A 21,432-nucleotide genomic window follows, 5' to 3' on the forward strand; every position below is an offset into this window, starting at 1 on the left:
ATGAGCAGCCGAATAACAGAAGGTCACTTGAGTTCGGGCCAGTTGCCCACGGATATCGAGGGCTTCGATCTGCTTGCTGAGCTTGCACTCAATATGAGATGGTCCTGGAATCATGCCACCGACGCTGTCTGGAGCGAACTCGATCCGGAATTATGGGAGATCACCCACAACCCCTGGGTCGTTCTCCAGACCGTTTCTAGGGACAAAATCCGAAACATGTTAGCCGATCCCGTTTTTCGAAAACAAATAGATGTCCTGGTAGAAAGCAGGAAGCACGCATTGGAGGCTCCTGCGTGGTTTCAAAAAGAACATTTGCAGAATTCGCTGACCTGCGTCGCCTATTTCAGCATGGAGTTCATGTTAAGCGAGGCGTTGCCTATCTACTCAGGAGGTCTAGGCAACGTCGCCGGCGATCAACTCAAAGCCAATAGCGACTTGGGCGTGCCCGTCGTTGGAGTGGGACTTCTTTACCAGCAAGGCTATTTTCGCCAGGTGATCGACAAAAACGGAGAGCAACAAGCACTTTACCCCTACAACGATCCCGGCCAATTGCCGATTACTCCATTGCGGCAACCCAACGGCGAGTGGCTTCGATTGGAGATCGAACTGCCCGGTTACCCTGTCTGGTTGCGCGTCTGGCAAGTCCTGGTAGGCAGGGTCAAGCTTTATCTTTTGGATAGCAATGATCTGGCAAACTTCCCGACAGTCAGGGGCATCACCAGCGAGCTTTATGGAGGCGGCCCGGAGTTGCGGTTACAGCAGGAACTCGTTCTGGGAATCGGGGGTTGGAGGTTGCTGCAAGCCCTCGGCATTCAGCCGGAAGTTTGCCACTTGAACGAAGGTCACGCTGCGTTTGCAATTTTGGAACGCGCTCGAACATTTATGAAAGCTTCGGGACAACCTTTCGAAGTCGCACTGGCCGTAACACGCGCAGGAAATCTCTTCACGACTCACACGGCCGTCCCAGCCGGTTTCGACCGTTTCGCACCTTACCTGATCGAGCACTACTTGGGTCGATACGCGCAAGAAAAACTCGGCATTTCGGTTCGCGAATTGCTCGCCCTGGGCCGCGAAAATGCAAACGATTCGTCCGAGAGCTTCAACATGGCCTATATGGCCATTCGCGGGAGTGGAGCCGTCAATGGCGTAAGCAGATTGCATGGCCAGGTCAGCCGACACATTTTTCGGACGCTATTTCCGCGCTGGCCGGAAAATGAAGTCCCTGTCGGCTATGTGACAAACGGGGTCCATATGCCAACCTGGGACTCAGCTCCGTCGGACGAGCTTTGGACGGAGGCTTGCGGGAAGAACCGCTGGTTAGGACGTACGAAAACTCTCGAACGAGACATTCGTTGCGTTACCGATAGCAAACTTTGGCAATTTCGCACCAAAGCCAGTAAAGCTTTGATCGAATTCACACGCGAACGTATTTCCCGACAGCTCGCATATACTGGGGCTCCGAGTGAATCAATAGAACGTGCGAAACATCTTTTCGACCCCAATGCTCTAACGCTAGGCTTTGCCCGCCGATTTGCAACTTATAAAAGACCGAATTTGCTACTCCATAACCGGGAGCGCTTGCTTCGCCTTTTGAAAAATCCCGATCGTCCCGTGCAACTCATCATGGCCGGTAAGGCCCATCCGGCGGATAGAGCTGGCCAAGACTTGATCCATGAATGGATTAACTTCATAAGAGAAGCGGATAACCGCCTCAATATCATCTTCCTCAGAGACTACGACATGCAGTTGACCGAACGCTTGGTACAGGGCGTCGATGTCTGGATCAACACTCCTCGACGACCTTGGGAAGCCTGCGGCACCAGCGGAATGAAGGTGCTCGTCAACGGAGGCATTAATCTTTCCGAGTTGGATGGCTGGTGGGCCGAAGCTTATTCTCCCGAAGTTGGTTGGGCGGTGGGAGACGGGCTAGAGCATGGTGACGATCCTAGTTTGGATGCTGTCGAAGCCGAAAGACTCTACGAATTGCTCGAACGGGAAGTGATTCCAGAGTTTTATAATCGAGACGAACACGGTATTCCGACTGCTTGGGTCAAGAGGATGCGGGAAAGTATGGCACAGTTGACGCCACGATTTTCCGCTGACCGCACTATCCGCGAATATACCGAGCAACATTATCTACCTGCCGCAATTGCATATCGAACGCGGGCTGCCGATAACGGTTCAATTGGCAAGAAGATTGTCGATTGGCGATTCGCTCTAGAAACGAAATTGAGTAAGGTTCGCTTTGGCAACTTGAATGTTCAAACGCGAGACGGGCAATATCTATTTGAAATTCGAGTCTGTTTTAACGATCTGGACGCCAAATCGGTTCGAGTAGAACTTTATGCCGACGGTGTCATGGGCGGCGATCCTATGAGACAGGAGATGAAGTGTTTACAGCAGCCGGTGGAAACGCAAGGCTATATTTATCGCATTTCCATTCCCGCTTCTCGCCACACAACGGATTATTCGGTGCGAATTATCCCGCACTATGATGGCGTGGCCGTTCCACTCGAAGCTACACATATACTCTGGCAACATTGAGTGTAATTATGGCAATTTCCAGAACCTCGCAGCCCGATCTCGATGTCAAAGAGACCAGACGTGGCGAAGTGCGTCGAGGGATTCCATTGCCGATGGGATCGCAGGAAACGGAGGGTGGAGTTAATTTTGCTTTATTCAGCCGAAACGCGACTCGTGTTCGCCTCGAACTATTTCGCGAACCCCAGGATTCGAAACCTTCGAGGGCATTCGATCTCGACCCCTTGCTTAATCGCACGGGCGACGTGTGGCACATTTGGATTGAAGGAATTCGTTCCGGTCAGCTCTATGCCTATCGGGTCGATGGCCCGTACGAGCCCTGGCAAGGCCATCGTTTCAACTTCTGCAAATTGCTCCTGGACCCGCATGCAACAGCTCTCGCAGTTCTGTCCGACTGGGATTTTGGAAACGCTCGGGGGTACGACTCCTCGGCAACCACTAAAGATTTGATTCTCTCACATGTCGATGATGCGGGAACTATGCCGAAATGCATATTCATGAATGAAGATTTAGATTGGAAAGATGATCGACCGCCCGATCATCCTTGGTCAAAAACAATCATTTATGAAATGCACGTTCGCGGCTTTACCATTCATCCAAATTCGGATGTCAAGCATCCCGGGAGCTATCGCGGCGTGATCGAGAAGATACCCTATTTAAAAGAGTTGGGCGTAACGGCCGTGGAATTAATGCCCGTCCAAGAGTTCAACGAACACCGAACGCAAGATACAAATCTGAAACCGGGTAAGATTCTCAGAAATTACTGGGGTTACGATCCAGTGTCTTTCTTTGTCACGAAAGCCTCCTATTGTAGTGCAGGGACGCTCGGCCAAGAGAAGTTGGAATTCAAAGAAATGGTGCGGGCACTCCATAGTGCCGGGATCGAAGTCATCCTCGATGTTGTGTTCAACCACACAGCCGAAGGAAACGAACTGGGGCCTACTTTTTGTTTCCGAGGGATCGACAACTCTATTTTCTACATGTTGGAACCCGACAAACGCTACTATGCTAATTATGCAGGTACAGGTAACACTGTTAACGCCAACCATCCCGTGGTTCGAGACTACATCTTGGCTGCCTTGCGTTATTGGGTTGTCGATATGCACGTGGACGGATTTCGATTCGATCTCGCTTCTATTCTAGGTCGAGACGAAAATGGCAAATTACTAGCCGATGCGCCGCTTCTGGAACGCATTGCCGAAGAACCGATCTTGAGACACGTGAAACTAATCGCCGAAGCGTGGGATGCAGCTGGTGCTTACGAAGTTGGTAGCTTTTCCGAACGGAGGTGGGCCGAGTGGAATGGCCATTACCGGGATGATGTCCGGCGTTTCTGGCGAGGCGACAATGGATTGCTAGGCCTTTTTGCAAGCCGAATCTGCGGTAGTGCGGACATCTATACAAATTCTGGCAAAGGCCCGGAGGGCAGCATCAACTTCGTCACCTGCCACGATGGCTTCACTTTGAACGATTTGGTGAGCTATCGCTACAAGCACAATGAGGCAAATGGAGAAGACAATCAAGACGGTACTAATGCGAATTTCAGCGAGAACTATGGTATCGAAGGAGAAACAAAGACGGATGCTAAGATCGAGCGGTGCAGGAACGTTCAAATCAAGAACTTTCTACTGACTTTGTTCATTTCCCGAGGAGTGCCGATGATACTAGGCGGGGATGAATTCCGTCGGACACAAAGCGGCAACAATAATGCCTATTGCCAAGATAACGAAACAAGTTGGCACGATTGGGATCGTCTAACAGATCAGAACGAAATCTTCCGCTTCACACGCGGCCTGATAGCCTTTCGTCAAGCTCATCCGATTCTCTCAATCGAGAAGTTCTACACGGAAGCAGAGATTCAATGGTTTGGCTCAGGGGGAGGTTCGCCCGTCTGGGCCGATCCGGAAGAAAAACAGCTTGGGTGTCTTATCCACGAAAACAAAGATAGCTCTCTGTATCTGATGTTTAACGCTGGAACCGAGGCAGTTCATTTTGTTCTCCCTTTATTAGCAATGGCGAGACATTGGTATGTCGCTGTTGACACTGCTGGAGAATCACCTCGCGATTTGTTCTCGGCAGGTGAGGAGCCGGTTTTGGATGACTGCCATACTTATCCGCTGACATCACGATCCGGTGTAATACTGCAAATGCGTTGATCGAAATTACGTTCGCGCTCGATCGTTCAAATGGGAGATACTGCAAAAAGCGAGTGGAGTTGAAGAGCATCCGTGAGAACGTTTTGGTACATTATTCATTATGAGCTGTTCGAAGCCAACACTAATAAATAAGGAGTGCGACGACAATCTATGCAAGAACGGAGGTACCTAAAAAAGTCGCGTCATAATGCTCCTCACGTGGCGGATTATTGGAATCTATCACTGGTCGATTCAATCTAACCTCAGAACACCTTCAGCCATAACCGGTTAGGCGATGTATTCGAAGATCCCCAGCCCGATCGCCGCCACACGGCATTTTGGGAAGAACGCCTTAACTACCGCCTGGGAGACCCGAGGGCCTATTTTCCAGACCTTACCGGCCATTTCGACAGTGCCCATTGCGTTGCAAGGCTCGGCATTCATTGTTAGCCAGGTGGTTCTCGTGATCCTTTCCTTTTCCAGTGTTAAACAGATTCGTCCGCCGTCCCGAGTCACGCCTTTTGCGGTCACTTCGTCGACGAGGCATTTGCCTCAGGATTTCCAAGGGACCAAGACTTTGGGGATTGTTATCGTGAACGGTATTTTTGTGCCGTCGTCCAGAACGATCTCGTTGTCTCGGCAAGCGAGCTCTTGGCATTCCCTGATCCAGCACTTCCACGTCGCCTGCACCGCCATGGCCGGACAACGAATCAAAATAGTACCTGTCAAAATTGTTTCTCCAAGGTCGTAGAGTTATGAAGATCCTGCATTGGTTCTTAGTCAGTGATCTATTTGCGGTCTTCGTTCTGAGGCCGATCGGGATCGACTTCATTCAAACTGGCGGTGACCCGGATCGAGGTCGCCCGTCCGCATTCCCTTGACTAACCCGGAGTCCGGCTTGAACCCCAAAGTTGTGTCGATGGAATTCCCATACCGAACCGCCGCGATACTCGCACCGGAACCGAGGTGGGCCAGAATTATGCGCCCGAGGGACTCCTCGGCACCGGTAACACGAGCTACTTCCTCCATCAGATACGCATACGACAGGCCGTGGAAGCCATAGCGTCGCACCCCCTTCGTTTCGTAGCAACGCGGGATCGGCGGGATCGGCACGATCTGGGCGATGCGCGGCATATCGTGCTGAAAAGCCGTGTCGAAACACGCCATCTGTGGCAGGTCGGGAAAGCGTTGCCGAAATGCCTCTGTCAACAGGATCTCCTCCGGCAGATGCTTGGTCTCAAATGGGCTGAGCCGGTGCAGCTCTTGCAGCATTTCCAGAGTGATTTGCTGCGGCTTGTAATACTTTGGCCCCCTTGCACGATGCGATGGCCCACTGCGGTGAAGCCTTCTCTCCCGATGCGTTTGTCGATCCAATCCATGAGAACGTCAACCGCCACCCTATGGTTGGGTGCTTTAACTGGTCGAGAAAAAATGTCAGCCTCGTTCGAGCCTTTCACCTGCAATGTGGACTCCGACAGGCCAATCCGTTCGATGCTGCCGCCCACAATCCGATGCGGAGATTCTCTGGACTCGAATAGCGCGAACTTGATGCTCGACGAGCCGCCATTAATCGTCAGGATGCGTGGGTTAGCCGATTTCATGGACAACACTTTCGACATTCTGCAATCCGAACGATGCAAGTTTCGCACGTGTCGATTGGAAGTCCGTGTGCAGGATGCTTTGAATTCCCAAACCTTCCGCGATCTCTACGAACATCGGTGTGTTTTCGAGATAGACCACCTGTTCGATGGGCGTCTGGGCAATGTCAAGAGCCAATCGAAAGATGTTCGCGTCGGGTTTTCGAAGGCGGACAAAGCAGGAGGAAATGAAAAAATCGATAAACCCGTTGAGCTTGAACGCGCTAATCCTATGCGCATTCAGTTCGCGTGCCTCGTTGCTGACCACAGCGATCTTCAGCCCGCAATGGGTTTTGAGGCGAGCGACCAAATCGAGCATCTCGGGATACGGTTGCGACTGCGCGAACATGAATTCACGGAACTGCTCCCGAGTGAACGGTCGCTCCTTGTGAAATACAGTGCGGCTCAAGTATTCCTCAAGTGTGAATTTGTCGGCTTCGTAAGACTCAAACATCAAATGATGTAGATCCTCGATCTCGTCGTAGTCCAGTTCCAGTTTGAAGTGTGTCGCCGCACGTCTGCGAGCATGACGATCCCACCCGTTGGTTAGCAGTACACCGCCGATATCCACAAACAAAGTCGTGATTGGTATCGTTCTTTTCATTTTACCTCCGCTTACTCCTGCAGCTTCAGTTTGCGGTAGCGCTGAATCAGTGTGTTAGTTGAACTGTCGTGCTTGAGCTGAGAATCTGTCTGGCATTCGAGTTCGGGGATGATGCGTTGGGCGAATACTTTTCCCAACTCGACTCCCTATTGCTCGACTCCCCATTGGTCGAACGAATCAATCTGCCAGATGGTGCCCTGGGTGAACACGCTGTGTTCGTAAAGCGCGACGAGTTTTCCCAACGCCGCCGGGGTGAGTCGCTCAAGAAGGATCGTGTTCGACGGACGGTTGCCTTCGAATGTTCGGTGTGTTGCCATTCAGGACGGCGTGCCATCGGCTTCAACCTCAGTAAAGCTTTTGCCAAAAGCCAGTGCTTCTGCCTGCGCAAGAACGTTGGCCAGGAGAATGTCTTGGTTATGACCGAGCGGGTGAAGGGGCTGTGCAAACGCAAAAAGGCACAGGGTATCAGTTTCGCTCCTTGATGAATCAGTTGATAGAAGGAATGCTGGCCATTGGTGCCCGGTTCTCCCCAGTAAATCGATCCAATCTGGTACGACACTTCCGCCCCATCGAGCGTGACATGCTTACCGTTGCTCTCCATTGTCAATTGTTGGAGGTAGGCCCGTGACCGCGAGTTCCTGGATGTATCGGCGAAGTGTGCCACTGGTCAAGAGACAACAGGTGATGTTGTCGAGCCAGAGGCTCTGACCCAATTCATGTAGTTTTTCTGTCGCTCGACTCGCAGTTTTCATGGTATTACCTAAGAAACTATCCCAAAACGCTTAAAAAGAGACGAAAACCCTTGATTATGAGGCCTTAATCGCCTTTTTAGAGTGTTCTTCGGTTTGATAGTGTTTGCCAACAATTGCCATCTTCTTCATATCGAAGCCGTACTTCTGAAGTTCCCGAGTCGACTTTTTAGCCTGATCGTTTATTGCAAAGACCGCGACCACGGAGTTCTTAAAGGAAATCATCCTGTTCCTCCAGTTGCCAATCGAGAACGATGACGGGGATGCCAAAACAAGGAGCACCCTGTTCTTTATTTCCCTTCAGCGACTTTGGGCTGAGGGATTATTGTAGTCCTTGCAATCGCAACTATCGGATCGTATGTTAGGCGACCAACAGCACGGGAAATGTCAGAAAAGGTCCCAATCTCTGTCGGGGCTTCCCCGATGAGGTGGAGCATCGCGGGTGGTGCCTATGCTAGAGGAGGTCTTAAGCAAAGAGGCTTTGCATGGGGTGGCAATGGTGGGTCGAAAGGATACAGAGGGTATGGAGGATATGGTGGGTATCGATGGTACGGTTATGGGTACGGGGGAGGCTATCGCAATCCCTAGAGCGACAATTATTTCAATAGTTTCCTTCCCGGTTATTTGCCATACATATTCGACGGCGCCCAGTATTACGGTTACAACAGCCTATGCAGACAGGTTTTCCCCGTCGCGCAAACTCTCATTTATCTAATCGATTCCGCCACATTTTCTCTCTAACTCACCCAAGTCAATTCCACATACTTAACACTCTGGCAACCTCGAAAACCTCAACGGCTTGAAATTCTCGAACGAGTAAGCCGCTGGCGGTTTCGTTGCAGCTCGGGGCTTGAACCGAGGCTTGGGTCATCTGGAGAGTCTTTCGACTGAATGCAAAAAATTGATCGGAACAGAGAAAGATAGGTCCGTTGTGTTATATCTTTTATGGGGCTGCCTAATATTGACGGTCTTAGTCGTTGGCGAGTCCCCGGTCTATGGCCAAAAAATTCAAGAGCTACAGAGTGAGAGTGCCTATTTCGGTAACGGCCCCATTGTGGAGCCGAAACCTGCTCTGGACTTGGTCCGTGTCGGGCAACTGATTTTCGCCAGGACGAATCAGTTTAGAGACCAGGAGAAACGCACGCCTCTGAAGTCTAATTATCAGTTGACCGAGTCTGCCCAAGCCTTTGCAGATTACCTGGCCAAGACAGATAAATTCTGCCACACCGCCGATGGCAAGGAGCCTTGGGACAGAACCACCAAAGCCGGTTATCAACACTGCATTATCCTGGAAAACATCGCGTACGAATACAATTCTGCTGGCTTCACTGTCCAAGCGTTGGCCAACGATTTAGTGCGCGGCTGGGAGAACTCCCCGGGACATCGCAAAAACATGCTCGACCCCGATGTACTGGAGATCGGCGTTGGACTGGCCCGCAGTTCGAACACGGGGCGATACTACGCCGTTCAAGATTTCGGTCGTCCCAAGTCTGCCATGATTACCTTTAAGGTGTTCAATCGCACCGATGCAATGCTGACTTATACCATCGATGATCAGACTTGCACGGCCGGTCCCAACTACACAATCACATACGAGCGAAGTCGTCCTCCAGAACTGCGGTTTGTATGGGGAGAGAAGGCGAACGTCACACAAGCTGCCAGGAGGCTATTTCGACCCGCTAATGGTGCTAGCTATACCGTTCGAACGACTGAAGAGAAAACCGTCACGGTAGACGGCCAATAGTGGCGTGCTGAAACGGTCGGACTAATTTCGAGACAGTGCAGGTATTATTCGATTTGACGCTGACGGAGGGAAGAAAAAGTAGGGCGGATAGGGAGAACCGCTGTTTCGTACAGCAATGCGAGAGTCCTCGTATGAAGAAATTGGTCGAACCTATAAAAGTGTTCTTCCATGTTGGTTTTATTTCGTTTGTACCCAAGAAGAAGGTGCCAGATGGCGAAAAATCTATTCAAAGTCGCTCCAGATACAGTTGCATATGCTGACGGGAAAACTCACAAGCTTATAGTGGAATTTGCAATTCCCGGAGCGCCAACGGAAACTATTGATGTAAAGATCCTGGGAGACAGCATTCACCTGAAAGCTCCCGCTAAGAACATCGAATATGTTGCAGTACTGGCTCTAACCTGGCCTGTTAAACCTGACAAGGGGGAAGCGACCTACGAACACGGCCTTCTCCGAATCGAGGTGCCCTTCAAAGATCCGATGGAGGATGCTGTGAAGGTCGTCGTTAAGACCGGGGCCGTGGAAACCAAGCCTAAAATAAGCACTACTGGAGTAGCTCCACCTGCGGTTGAACGAAGCAATGATAAAGCAGTGGCTGGCAAAGCGGTCTAACGTACCCTCGCTGTAGTTACCCAACTTCGATTGGTTTTTTGATCGGTCACTCGGTCACGTACATAGGAGCTAAATAATGAGCCATCGTGGAAAGCTAGCTTGGTGCGAGGACATTAGGCTTTGTGCTTATCACAAATGGGAGGCCGCCGGTAAGCCAACTGGAGATGGAGTTTCGTTCTGGCTAGAAGCGGAGCAAGAACAGGAGAAACTTGAAAAAGAGAAACTCGTTCAAGGGGACGGTTGGGAAGGGGACCGAGCGCTTGAAAGCCGAGAGGCCGAGGAGAATTTCAAGGCGCATAATGCGAGCGTGGATAGCCAGTATAGAGACAACAACCGGATGTTCCAAAGCCACGGTAATCGAGGCCATCGACACGGTTCCAAACGAGAGTAATCTCCTCGAAGAAGTGGGGGGGGCAGGATTTGGCCCTGCCTCTCATTTATTGTTCGCACAAAAAATGTAACGAGAATGTTCTGAAAAAGGAGAAGGAGGTGCTGGAGTACCAGTATGTCTCTGATCTTTAAAGGAAGAAAACTATGAAGGCAAAACAAATGGATCAGACGAATCATCCTGAAAATAAGGGAGCTTCGCGAGAGAATAAGAGCCCCAAGGCTTCTCCGATGGCGATGCTCTCGGATGTATTACACACCGACAGCGGCAATCCGGGCGGCGGTCAAGGCCGTATCGATTTCTCAGGGAGTATTCCTGGAAACGTGTATATCGATCCTTTTTTTACCGAAGGACACTCCGGCTACGAGGAAAGCGGCCAATCCGAAATCACTCCACCTGTCGATGTAGCGGGTGACATGAAAGTAAAGGACGCTATCTACACACGTCGTTCAGTGCGTGACTATGCAGACAAGGAAGTGAGCAAACAGACCGTAATGGTTTTACTACAAGCTGCAACTCAGGCTCCGAGTGCCGTGAATCAGCAGCCGTGGACGTTCGTGGTGATCCAGAACAGGTCGCTATTGAAATCTTATTCTGATAAGGCCAAGCAACTCTACTCAAGGGACGTGAAGCTCGATTCACTACCGGATGCCGCGAAGAAGATGATTTCCGATCCGTCGTTCGATATTTTCCATAATGCAGGGACGCTGATTGTAGTCTGTGCCAAACCGATTGGACTGCATCCCGATTGGGATTGCTGCTTCGCAGCGCAGAATCTGATGCTCATGGCTCATGCTATGGACCTAGCCACATGCCCCATCGGCTTCGCATGGCCTTTGATGAATGAAACAAACGTTCGTCAGGAGCTACAAATTCCATCGGATTATGTTTCGGTTTTGCCGATCGTCGTTGGCTATCCCAGTAAAGCGGTCACTTCGGTGTGCAAAAAAAATGCTGAGATTTTGTGCTGGAAATGAGTTAAGCTGAGAACACTGACCGGGATCAACGATCGAAAAAAAACTTGGTGTTGCTTGCAGCTGGTACTAACTAACCTATTCGCCAAAAACAAAAAATAAGCTTCAGAAGTACGGTCTATTCACAAGTTTGGCAATCACCCTTCCGGGACGACGACTGACCTGCCGTTAGGCGGCATCAAGAACTCCGGCTACTGAGGCGAACTGTCCAGCCTGGGCATCCAGGTTTTCGCCAACAAGAAGCTCATGCGTCTCGATTCAATCGACGCGTCTGCATACCCATCGCGAACAAAAATAGTGGCGGAAGGAATGTCACCGCCCTCCCCAAAGCTCTTCCCAAATTCGGTTGGCCCCAAAAATTCGCAGGAGAATACCGCAATTCAATTCGGCCACGACTGAGGAGTCGTGGAAAAAATGCAGTTATAATTCTGCACTACATTCCGCTCTCAACTTCAATTTAGCCAATGCGTTATAGCAATCCAATTGCTGAAAAATTTCAACAATTAATGCAACTACCACTGGAATATTATGACCGTCAGAGTATCCTATTAACTAACCGGATCAGAGTAATGTTCTGAGAACGGAAAGTAGTTAAGGAGAAAACCTATGAACTCAGTTATTACGCAAACGTATGTACAAATGGCCAAAGCTCATGGTTGCAGCGTGGACCAGATTCTGGAAAACCCAGATTTCCGTAGCGAGTTCCTTCAATCAGCTAGGACATTGCTTGGTGAACACCTCCCTGAGCGAGAGCTCCTACACACACTCACGAACTTAAGAAGAAAATCTAAGCTGCCACGCTCTCGTGATTTAATAGCTAGGAGTGGATTGTAGTCGAATAGAATCCCAGATTCTTGGGTAAAAACGAAATATCGACAACCGACATTGGACTTCTTGCGATGTGAATTAAGATATCGCGAACCTCATCTGTATTTAATTTGCCTTATGCCCCGTCCTCGAAAGGAGGACCGCCTGTGAAATTTGAAGAGTCATTTCATGCCTTGACCGGGAACGCGCCGTTTCCCTGGCAGGTGGCCCTGTTTGATAAGTTCAAAGAGGGCGCATTTCCCGCTTCATGCAATCTGCCGACGGGGTTGGGCAAGACATCTGTCTTGGCAATCTGGTTGCTGGCATTTAAAGAGAACCCCACTCATGTTCCTCGCCGATTGGTTTATGTCGTCAACCGTCGAACGGTCGTAGATCAGACCACAAATGAAGCGGAGAAGTTAAAAGAAAACTGTTCGAAGGTCGGCATAACCGAACTGGCTATTAGCACCCTGCGAGGCCAGTTTGCCGATAATCGCGAGTGGAGCGCAGACCCCTCCCGGCCCGCGATCATATGCGGGACAGTAGATATGATCGGTAGCCGACTGCTCTTCAGTGGCTATGGCATTGGGTTTAAAGCGAAACCACTACATGCGGGTTTTCTCGGCCAGGATGTCCTACTGGTCCACGACGAAGCCCACCTGGAGCCGGCGTTTCAGGAGTTGCTGATTGCGATTGAAAAAGAACAGAGGCGGTGCAATGAGTTTCAGAAGTTCCATGTCGTGGAACTGTCTGCAACCTCACGTGCCGGCGGCGAGGTGTTTGGATTGACGAAAGAAGAACTCAATGTGCCCAAGTCCATTCCTAAAGCGCCGATAGAACCTGAGCAAGAAACCCCGTTGCAAGTCGTTCACCGTCGCATGAAAGCGAAAAAAGGCATCAAATTCCATCCGTTCGCAAAGGATCAGCTTGCCAGGAAAATTGACGAGTTGATTGAAACCCAATGGAAGGATTCGGGCAAGGCGATTCTGATTTTTGTTCGTGCAGTCGCGGACGTTGAAAAAATCGAAAAATTGCTTTCAGAGCGAAACAAAAAAGTCGAACATAAACCTGTTCAAGTTCTTACAGGGACACTGCGTGGGTTGGAACGTGATCGTCTAGCGGAAAATGATGCGATTTTCGCCCGTTTTTTGGCCAAGCCGAAGGTTACGCCACAAGTCGGGACTGTCTATTTCATCTGCACCTCGGCCGGTGAAGTTGGCGTCGATCTTTCTGCCGATCACCTGATTTCGGATTTAACTCCTCTCGATAGCATGATGCAGCGATTTGGCCGCGTAAATCGTCGGGGCTTGGGTGAAGCAAACATCGACATTTTTTATGAAGCCGAACCCGATCCGAAGAAAGAGGACGATGCATTCGAGCGTGCGCGCTGGAAAACCAAAGCGATTTTAGAAAGATTACCGGTTTGCGATTGGAGTGCCGATAGGCGCGAAGCGGCACCTATTGAATTGCGCGTTCTCAATTTGACTAAAGAAGAACGTAAGGCCGCTTTCACACCAGAGCCTACGATTCTCCCGGTTACCGACATATTATTCGATGCCTGGTCGCTAACGACCATCAAAGAAAAGATGCCAGGCCGTCCACCAGTTGAACCGTATCTTCATGGATTACCTACGGAATGGCAACCTCCTGAGGCTCATGTTGCTTGGAGAATAGAGGTTGGGGAGATCACTGGGAAAATGCTCGAGGAATATGCACCGGCTGACCTGCTAGAAGATTATCCACTAAAGCCTCACGAATTGCTCAAAGATAACGCTAGCCGCATTTTTGAGCGGTTGAAGAGACTTAAAGTTGATGCCACTACACCTGTTTGGATTCTCTCTGAAGATGATTCTGTTAAACCGCTAACTCTCGGCGATTTGATAAAAGGTGACAAGGAATATTTAAATTACAAGACAATTTTACTTCCACCTTCGGCGGGGGGATTCGCAAGCGGAATGCTGGCCAGCGAATCCACAACTGCTAACGATGTTGCAGACGAGTGCTACGACGTGAAAAACCTGCAAATTCGAAAACGAATTTTCAATGAGAAGGAAGCGCCGGAGGAAATGAAGCTGGAACGCGAAATCGTTTTCAGAGAGGGCGAAGACAAAGATGGAGAACCAATAAAAATCTGGTACTGGTATGTCCGACCACAATCTACGGATTCTCCAAATGCCAGGGCAACGAAAGAGTATTTCCTTCAACCGCATTTGGATGATGCGAAACAAGCTGCTGAGCAATTTGTAGATAACCTTAAAATGCCCGAACCATTGCGAACTGCAGTTGTAGTTGCAGCGCAATTTCACGACATAGGCAAACGAAGGAAAGTCTGGCAGAACAGTCTCGGCAATATCGGTTACCCGAAATTCGAGTGGGCCAAATCGGGTAGGAAAATGGCTGCCCTCGAATTAAATCGTTACCGTCACGAATTTGGCTCCGTTCTCGACGTAACATCCCACTTTGAGTTCCAAAAACTTGATGAAGCCATCAAGGAACTTGTTTTTCACCTCATTGCAGCCCACCACGGTCGCGCCCGTCCGCACTTCCCGGTCGATGAGGCTTTTGATCCAGAACCGAAGGGAAGAAACGTGGAGGTAGTTATTAAAGAAGTTCCAAGGCGATTCGCTCGACTTCAACGCAAGTACGGTCGCTGGGGTTTGGCTTTTCTGGAATCGCTTGTACGCGCAGCTGATATCCAAGCTTCAAAGAAAGCGGAAGGGAATGACAAATGACAAATCCCGAAGCGAGTATTCGTGTAAAAGTTGATCCGACAAACCCCGGTCAATTTTTCGCATGCTGTGGCTTACTGGAACTAGCAGATCGGTTATGGCCGGGGGCCGAGGGGTGGTTTGAGGAAGCTGAGTTCCGCATGGATTGTGCAAAAGGGAAACTTGAAATTCTGTTACAGGAAATCTGCAACGCGGAATTGACACAGCTAGATACAAGCGACGATACGGGTTCAGCAATAGAGTTAGGAGCGCCATTCCGTCCTTTAGTCCTGGATTGGTGGCATGATGAACTGTTTGGCTCACGAAACAAACTTAATGGTAAAGAGCTAAAAGTTTGGGCGGGAACCATGGAAAGCGTCCGAATTGCCAAAGCGATGCAACTTGCAATGTCCGATAACACCTTACACACTTCAGAGTTGTTCAATGCTGGGCTGATCGCGCGGGATCCTGACGATCTCAAGAAGAAAGTCGAACCGTATTACTTTGATTCTCGTCGAGGACCAAATGCCCATTCACGAGATTTAGGATTCTCTCCGAACGATCTCGGATTGACGACAACTGCATTTCCGTTTGTCGAGTTTCTTTGTCTGATCGGTCTCCAGAGAACCCGAGCAAGACCGACTGATCAGCCCCGAATCTTCGATTACTTCACGTGGCCAATTGCGATAACAGCGAATCTGCTACTTCCCGCAGCGACGGGAAATCTTGAGTTGAGTGGTCAGATGGGCTATCGCTTTGAAAACTGGTATCGCACAAGTCAGAGAAAGCACAAGGCTTTTCTTCCCTCTGTTCCTCATTCTTTAGAAAGGTGACCGATGAGTAATTTGAAAAGATTTGATGAATTCCTGAAGCAAGATGGCCCGGTGGCCCTCGTGCTTCGCCAACATTTAATGCCTGTCGAAGGGCAAGATGGCGTTGTTTTCCCAGCAACTTATGCCGCTGGGGGGAACTTCCCTGGCGGATACAACATCGACTCATTTGAAAACAAGACAAATGTTGCCTTGATTGACAGCATCGGCTCGCAAGCCAATCGAATCGAACCAATCTTTGCGGAAGAAGACTACAAGCATCTCATTCCTCAAATTTCGGTAACAGTTGGCGTAAAACAAATAAGTATTTTGGAGGCTGGGCATCGTGCGGGTGATGCCATCGTTCGTTGTTCATCACTTGCTCCAACGCTTCAAGATGCCTTCAAGGCAGTGCTTTCTGGTTCTGCCGAACCGATCGCGAAAATTGCGCCCACTTCCCTGGTCTTCGGGGTGTGGGATTCGCGAGATACACAGGTCAAATTACCTCGAGTTTTTGCTTCGACCATCCGCGCATTCGAAGTTCGGCGATTAACCCGATCCGCTCAATACAATCCGCCTATCGATTATTCCACGCTCGAAGTATTTAGCGAGGAAGAGAAGGCTAAGGCCGAAGGAGACACGAAGAATCCCTTGGCAAAACGAGGTTTTGTACATGTGCCAGCAATCGGGTCACATGGCGGTGTGATCGCCGATGGTGGAATTCGCCGAGATGCCACATTGAGTCTCGCCGCACTGCGGCTTCTCCACGTAGGCAACGATCAAGACAGAACGCTCGCCCTACGACGTTACATTCTCGGCCTCTCGCTCATTGCAATTACTTATCCCCCTGCTGGCTATCTTCGACAAGGGTGCCTTCTCGTCTTGAACCCCAGCAAAGCCAATGAAAACGAATTCGTGGAAGTTCAATCCTCAGGAGAGCGTAAACCTTGCAATTTAACTCACGATGAAGCCAAGAAGTATGCAACCGAAGCCGCGATAGCTTTTGGCGTAGGGCCGAGTCAGACCGTTCCGTTTGAAAAAGAGCGAGCAAAACGTGACGTGAGCGGAGTAGCTGCTGAAAACGGGATGATTGATGGAAAAATCACGAAAGTAGAATCGGAGAGCATCACCATTAAAAGAGGCAAAAAAGATACGCCGGTAACCGTCGGAAGCGAAACCAAGTATTTCCTTGGTGATGCAGAATCCAACTATGAACTAGTGGTCGTTAAAGGCAAATCCGTCGAAGCCGAAGTTGCGAATGGTGTCGCAGTGAAAATAACCTCAAAGTGAGCTTTTAGGAGCAATCGATGAAGACTCAACTTTGTGTGACCATACGTTACTTGCAACCTTTGAGCCATGGACGAGGAGCTGGAGGCGAACCGGAGTGGCCTCCCACGCCTTTACGATTGTTCCAAGCCCTTGTGGCTGCAGCTGCCGCGAGGTGGAACGAGCGGATGGTTTTGGCTTATGCAGTACCCGCACTACGGTGGCTTGAAGGAAGGCCATTTCCTATTATCGTCGCAGCACCGGCACAGATTTCTGAAGTAAAGTGTCAGTTCTATGTGCCCGACAATACTGGCGATCTCCTAGTTCCAGCTTTCACTCGCGGTGATTTGCAAAGAGGTGTCAATCGTTCCGAAAAAATTATTCTACCAGTCCATCTGAATGGAGAAGCTGTTCATTATATCTATGAGCTTACCGATGGCGAATGTCCGCATATTGAAACTCTAACTGCTGCCGCGCGCTCAATTACCCATCTCGGTTGGGGTATAGACATGGCCGTAGGGAATGCAGCTATCATGGACGAAAAAGAAGTCAGCGCTTTAAAAGGCGAAGTTTGGCGGCCAGTACCCGATTCATCGGGTACCCCTCTTCGAGTACCGATCCAAGGAACACTTGATGCGCTGATTTCCAAGCACGAAGCATTCTTAAATCGACTCTCAAAGGATGGCTTCAAACCGGTGCCTCCTCTGTCCACCTTTAAAGTTGTCCGATATCGCAGAGCAACGGATTCTGCATCTAAGCCTTGGATTGCGTTTCAGATTTTACGTCCAGAAGCCGACCGTATAGCTTCGTTTGATACACCGCGACGTTGTCGAGATGTTGCCGCTTGGGTTCGACATGTTACGGGGCAGGTCTGCGACGGTTGGCCTTTTGGTTCAACCGAAAGTTTCGTTCATGGTCATGCGGGTCCGAACCGGCAGTTAAAAGGTGAAGAAGCGGATAAGCGATTTTCTTACTTGCCACTACCTACAATCAATCATGCGCTTAATCGGGTTGAAGCCATTCGGCGCGTTTTAATCACAGCTCCGCCTGGCTTTCAAGATCGCATCGATTGGATTCGAAGAAGGCTTCCGGGACAGGATTTAATTGATCTTGAAGGAGAAGTGAAAGGGATTCTTAACATTCTCCCCACTAATAATTGGGTTCTTGAGCAGTACACAACCGAGTCTTGCTGCTGGTCAACAGTAACACCCGTGATGTGGCCGGGGCACGACGATAATGACGCCCGCAAAGCGGAGAAACTTCTTCGCAATGCCTTCATTCACGCTGGATTAGCCCCGGAAGTTGTGGCGGGGATTGAAGAACTTGACTGGAGGCCAGTGGGATTCCGAGCGGGTTTGGATTTGGCACAGAACTACCGTCGACCCGAGAATCTGAATGGCCGAATGTATCATGTCCGCGTGAAGTTCGCTCATCCAGTTCGAGGCCCACTCGCTGTTGGCGCAGGGCGCTACCGCGGCTTCGGATTGTTCGCTAAAGCGGAAGTATAAGAGTGGTCTTATCAGTTTAAAACTAGTCTGACAAAGCCATCGCATATGGGGCTAATATCAAGCCCCCTTGCCCCGGAACAATCATAGAAGATTGTGCCGCGAAAAATATTTCGGAGCCCCCCATGCAGCCCCTGCCCCGCATCGACGATCAGCCCGTCCCTCTGCGAATGCTCAACGAATTCACCTATTGCCCCCGGCTGGGCTATCTCGAATGGGTCCAAGGCGAATGGGCCGATTCTCACGATACCCTACACGGCGAATTCATCCACCGAAACGTCGACCGAGAGGATAAAAAAGCGATCCCGGAAGCCGAAGAACTGGGGGAGGATTCGCTTCACGCTCGCTCCCTTCGACTCGAAAACGCCGAATTAGGGTTAGTGGCCCTTGTTGACGTTCTCGAACTCGATGGCGGTATCGCCACACCCGTCGACTACAAACGGGGCAGCGTACCGGACAATGCGGAACATTCCTGGGAACCCGAAAGGGTCCAAATCTGCGCACAGGGACTCCTGCTTCGCGCGGCCGGCTACAACTGTTCGGAAGGAATTCTGTACTACTCCGCCAGCAAACGCCGGATTTCTATTCCGTTCGATGAACCGCTGGTGCGGCGGACCCGGGATCTCATTGCGGAATTTCGTCGGGTCGCCCAGACCGGCCAGATTCCTCCTCCTTTAGTGGACAGTCCCAAATGTCCACGCTGTTCTCTAGTCGGTATTTGCTTACCCGATGAAACCCGGTTACTTGCGAATCTGTCCGAAGAATCATTAAGTTCCGAAGATCCCGAAAAAGAAGTTTCGCCGTCCAATTTCAGGCCGCCTCGGGCCGCACTGATCCCCCGAAGCGATGAGTTGCCGTTACATGTGACCGAGCAAGGAGCCCGACTCTGCAAGGACGGAGAAAGACTGGCCATCGAGTACCAGGGCGAACGGCTCGGAAGTTTTCGACTGATCGATATTTCTCAGGTCTGCGTCTACGGCAATATTCAAATGACCTCCCAGGCTCTCGCGGAACTCGTGGATCGGGATATTCCCATTTGCTACTTCACTCAGGGAGGGTACTTTCGCGGCATAACTCATGGGTTATCGCACCGGAATGTGGAACTCCGCATTCGGCAATATGCCGTTGCCGGCAATCCCCATCAAGCTCTGATCATTGCCCGGGCATTCATTGCGGGGAAAATTCGAAACTGCCGAACCATTCTCCGTCGCAATCGCCGCAAGGAGGAAGAGCAATCTCTCGATGATCCCTTCGGAAATCCGACAGGGGAAGCCCTGCCGCCCTCCACGACCCAGCGAGAAACGGATGGAGTGATCGAGCGTTTGAAGCACCATGCCTCGGAAGCTCTGCGCGCGGAATCGCTCGAATCTTTGATGGGAACGGAAGGCATGGCCGCAAAATTGTATTTCGGCGAATTCGCCAAATTATTGAAGAACGGCCTTCACTTTGAGGGTCGGAATCGCAGGCCCCCGACCGATCCTGTAAATGCGACTTTATCTTTTTTGTATGCCCTGCTGGCCAAGGAATGCCATGTGGCCTTGCAAGCAACCGGATTCGACCCGATGCTGGGATTTCTGCATAGACCCCGCTATGGCAGACCCTCTCTGGCACTCGATCTGGCGGAAGAATTCCGGCCGTTGATCGCCGATTCCACCGCACTGTCGTTATTAAACACCGGCGAATTATCGAAAACGCATTTCGTGCAGCGGGCCGGAGCATGTTCCTTAATTCCCACGGGCCGAAAAGCATTATTAACGGCCTGGGAACGACGGCTGTCCGGTGAAATAACCCATCCGGTCTTCGGATATGTTCTGAGTTACCGGCGAGTCATCGCTTTGCAGGCCCGGTTGCTGGGACGATTTCTCCTAGGAGAGATTCCGGCTTACCCGGCGTTTAAAACGAGATAGTTATCGGATATCAGCTAATAGCAGTCAGCTATCAGCGGTCAGCAGTTTGAAATGGTTGCAAGTGATTTGAAATACTCGTTTGCTCTTTTGGTTCGAACTGAAAGCTGAAAAATTCGGAGAAAAGATGCGCAACATATACATCATCGCTTACGATATCGTCGACGACAAACGCAGAACCAAAGTGCATAAGATTTTGAAAGGCCGCGGCGAAGCTTTGCAGTATTCGGTATTCCAATGCGCATTGTCCCGGTCGGAGTATGTGGTACTGCAATCGGACCTCTGGGAAATTTTGAATTTGCATGAGGATCGTGTGGTGCTGGTGGATTTAGGTCCCCAAGTAGGTCGGGGAAGTTTGGCCATGGAGAGTTGGGGCCGGGCTTTGATGGATCCGGTCGAGCCGGGCGCGCCGATGATTATTTAATTTGGAAAAAACCGGGATTTCGAAGCGGATTCAGTTGTGCTATTATCTTAAAGATGGCTAATATTTCTTGAAAATTCGCACTGCGAACGACCCGATGCCGATGAAGTCCCGGGACTCGCTCGCGATCGTAAAGTTCTTTGACATATGAGCTTATGTTTTCTATATTGTTTTTGGAGTTCACAATATGGCCTTCTACACCACCCGCTCGAAAAACGGTTCGCAAAGTGTTTGTGAAACGCCGTTTAGGGAGCGGGCGGTTTCCACGACTCATCTGTCGTGGCCGAATTGAAGCGAGAATTGTTACCATCAATTCGCTATGAGGCTCCTTCACGTTTCCACGACTCATCTGTCGTGGCCGAATTGAAGCTTGGATAGACGTTCTTAAACACCTTGAGCAGCAACGCGTTTCCACGACTCATCTGTCGTGGCCGAATTGAAGCCTGGGATTGAGTGTAATCCACAGGAACGGATTCCATGTTTCCACGACTCATCTGTCGTGGCCGAATTGAAGCCTGATAGCCACCTCGGCCATCTATAAGTAATTCTAAGTTTCCACGACTCATCTGTCGTGGCCGAATTGAAGCAAGTCGTAGGTGCAGATCATACCGAGCGGTTTCCCTGTTTC

Annotated in this window: 16 protein-coding genes, 2 pseudogenes and 1 CRISPR repeat array (1 of these 19 cut by a window edge); of the genes and pseudogenes, 12 read left to right on the top strand and 6 right to left on the bottom strand. The window is 50.4% G+C overall.

The features are described from left to right. Together glgP and glgX are read left to right on the top strand one after the other, a co-directional pair. Entirely contained in the window at positions 1–2,544 is a 2,544-nt protein-coding gene (gene glgP / locus KIH39_RS14070; RefSeq protein WP_213493874.1) for an alpha-glucan family phosphorylase, read from the top strand. An 8-nt stretch (positions 2,545–2,552) separates the two neighbouring features. Then, positions 2,553–4,697, top strand: a complete 2,145-nt coding sequence (glgX, locus tag KIH39_RS14075) for a glycogen debranching protein GlgX (protein WP_213493875.1) — start codon at positions 2,553–2,555, stop codon at positions 4,695–4,697. Positions 4,698–4,964: 267 nt separating this feature from the next. Here glgX and KIH39_RS26840 read toward each other — a convergent pair whose 3' ends face one another. The 6 genes and pseudogenes from KIH39_RS26840 to KIH39_RS14105 form a co-directional block, all read right to left on the bottom strand. Continuing rightward, positions 4,965–5,096: a hypothetical protein gene (locus KIH39_RS26840; protein ID WP_261352897.1), complete on the bottom strand. Its 132-nt coding sequence runs from the start codon at positions 5,094–5,096 to the stop codon at positions 4,965–4,967. Positions 5,097–5,504: 408 nt separating this feature from the next. Beyond that, positions 5,505–6,295: pseudogene (locus KIH39_RS27140) on the bottom strand (hypothetical protein). Next, positions 6,264–6,917: an HAD hydrolase-like protein gene (locus tag KIH39_RS14090; RefSeq protein ID WP_213493878.1), complete on the bottom strand. Its 654-nt coding sequence runs from the start codon at positions 6,915–6,917 to the stop codon at positions 6,264–6,266. The pseudogene KIH39_RS27140 and the gene KIH39_RS14090 overlap by 32 nt, the downstream one beginning before the upstream one ends. 11 nt (positions 6,918–6,928) lie before the next feature. Beyond that, positions 6,929–7,548 (bottom strand): annotated as a pseudogene (gene pgi, locus KIH39_RS27145) (glucose-6-phosphate isomerase); the annotation flags it as partial. Beyond that, positions 7,502–7,669, bottom strand: coding sequence for a hypothetical protein (locus KIH39_RS14100; RefSeq protein ID WP_213493879.1), 168 nt, complete (start codon positions 7,667–7,669; stop codon positions 7,502–7,504). The gene KIH39_RS14100 and the pseudogene pgi, both read right to left, overlap by 47 nt. Positions 7,670–7,723: 54 nt before the next feature. Continuing rightward, on the bottom strand, positions 7,724–7,891 hold the full coding sequence (locus KIH39_RS14105) for a hypothetical protein (protein ID WP_213493880.1): 168 nt from the start codon (positions 7,889–7,891) through the stop codon (positions 7,724–7,726). A gap of 706 nt (positions 7,892–8,597) precedes the next feature. Between KIH39_RS14105 and KIH39_RS14110 the strand changes: the two genes are divergently transcribed. From KIH39_RS14110 to cas2, 10 genes are all read left to right on the top strand, one after another. After that, complete coding sequence (locus KIH39_RS14110; RefSeq protein WP_213493881.1) at positions 8,598–9,410, top strand: CAP domain-containing protein; 813 nt, start codon at positions 8,598–8,600, stop codon at positions 9,408–9,410. A gap of 210 nt (positions 9,411–9,620) precedes the next feature. Next, the gene (locus KIH39_RS14115; RefSeq protein ID WP_213493882.1) at positions 9,621–10,022 is read left to right on the top strand and encodes an Hsp20/alpha crystallin family protein; all 402 of its coding nucleotides are present in this window, start codon (positions 9,621–9,623) and stop codon (positions 10,020–10,022) included. 76 nt (positions 10,023–10,098) lie between these two features. Continuing rightward, complete coding sequence (locus tag KIH39_RS14120) at positions 10,099–10,413, top strand: DUF2934 domain-containing protein (protein ID WP_213493883.1); 315 nt, start codon at positions 10,099–10,101, stop codon at positions 10,411–10,413. A gap of 143 nt (positions 10,414–10,556) precedes the next feature. After that, complete coding sequence (locus KIH39_RS14125) at positions 10,557–11,387, top strand: nitroreductase family protein (protein WP_213493884.1); 831 nt, start codon at positions 10,557–10,559, stop codon at positions 11,385–11,387. A 971-nt stretch (positions 11,388–12,358) separates the two neighbouring features. Continuing rightward, a complete protein-coding gene (cas3g, locus tag KIH39_RS14130; protein ID WP_213493885.1) occupies positions 12,359–14,923 on the top strand; it encodes a type I-G CRISPR-associated helicase/endonuclease Cas3g in 2,565 nt (854 codons plus the stop codon). Continuing rightward, positions 14,920–15,732: a hypothetical protein gene (locus tag KIH39_RS14135; RefSeq protein WP_213493886.1), complete on the top strand. Its 813-nt coding sequence runs from the start codon at positions 14,920–14,922 to the stop codon at positions 15,730–15,732. The genes cas3g and KIH39_RS14135 overlap by 4 nt, the downstream gene beginning before the upstream one ends. A 3-nt stretch (positions 15,733–15,735) precedes the next feature. Then, positions 15,736–16,998: a type I-G CRISPR-associated RAMP protein Csb1/Cas7g gene (gene cas7g, locus KIH39_RS14140; RefSeq protein ID WP_213493887.1), complete on the top strand. Its 1,263-nt coding sequence runs from the start codon at positions 15,736–15,738 to the stop codon at positions 16,996–16,998. Positions 16,999–17,015: 17 nt separating this feature from the next. Next, on the top strand, positions 17,016–18,482 hold the full coding sequence (gene csb2 / locus KIH39_RS14145) for a type I-G CRISPR-associated protein Csb2 (RefSeq protein ID WP_213493888.1): 1,467 nt from the start codon (positions 17,016–17,018) through the stop codon (positions 18,480–18,482). 122 nt (positions 18,483–18,604) lie between these two features. Then, positions 18,605–20,386 (top strand): CRISPR-associated endonuclease Cas4g/Cas1g, encoded by a 1,782-nt coding sequence (gene cas4g/cas1g, locus KIH39_RS14150; protein WP_213493889.1) that lies wholly within the window; start codon positions 18,605–18,607, stop codon positions 20,384–20,386. Between the two features lie 124 nt (positions 20,387–20,510). Beyond that, positions 20,511–20,807: a CRISPR-associated endonuclease Cas2 gene (gene cas2, locus KIH39_RS14155; RefSeq protein WP_213493890.1), complete on the top strand. Its 297-nt coding sequence runs from the start codon at positions 20,511–20,513 to the stop codon at positions 20,805–20,807. 256 nt (positions 20,808–21,063) lie between these two features. Continuing rightward, positions 21,064–21,432: a CRISPR direct-repeat array (repeat unit 36 nt; unit sequence GTTTCCACGACTCATCTGTCGTGGCCGAATTGAAGC) (it continues 3,071 nt past the right edge of the window).

It is taken from the genome of Telmatocola sphagniphila, from assembly GCF_018398935.1.
In the GTDB taxonomy this organism is placed as follows: Bacteria; Planctomycetota; Planctomycetia; order Gemmatales; family Gemmataceae; genus Telmatocola; species Telmatocola sphagniphila.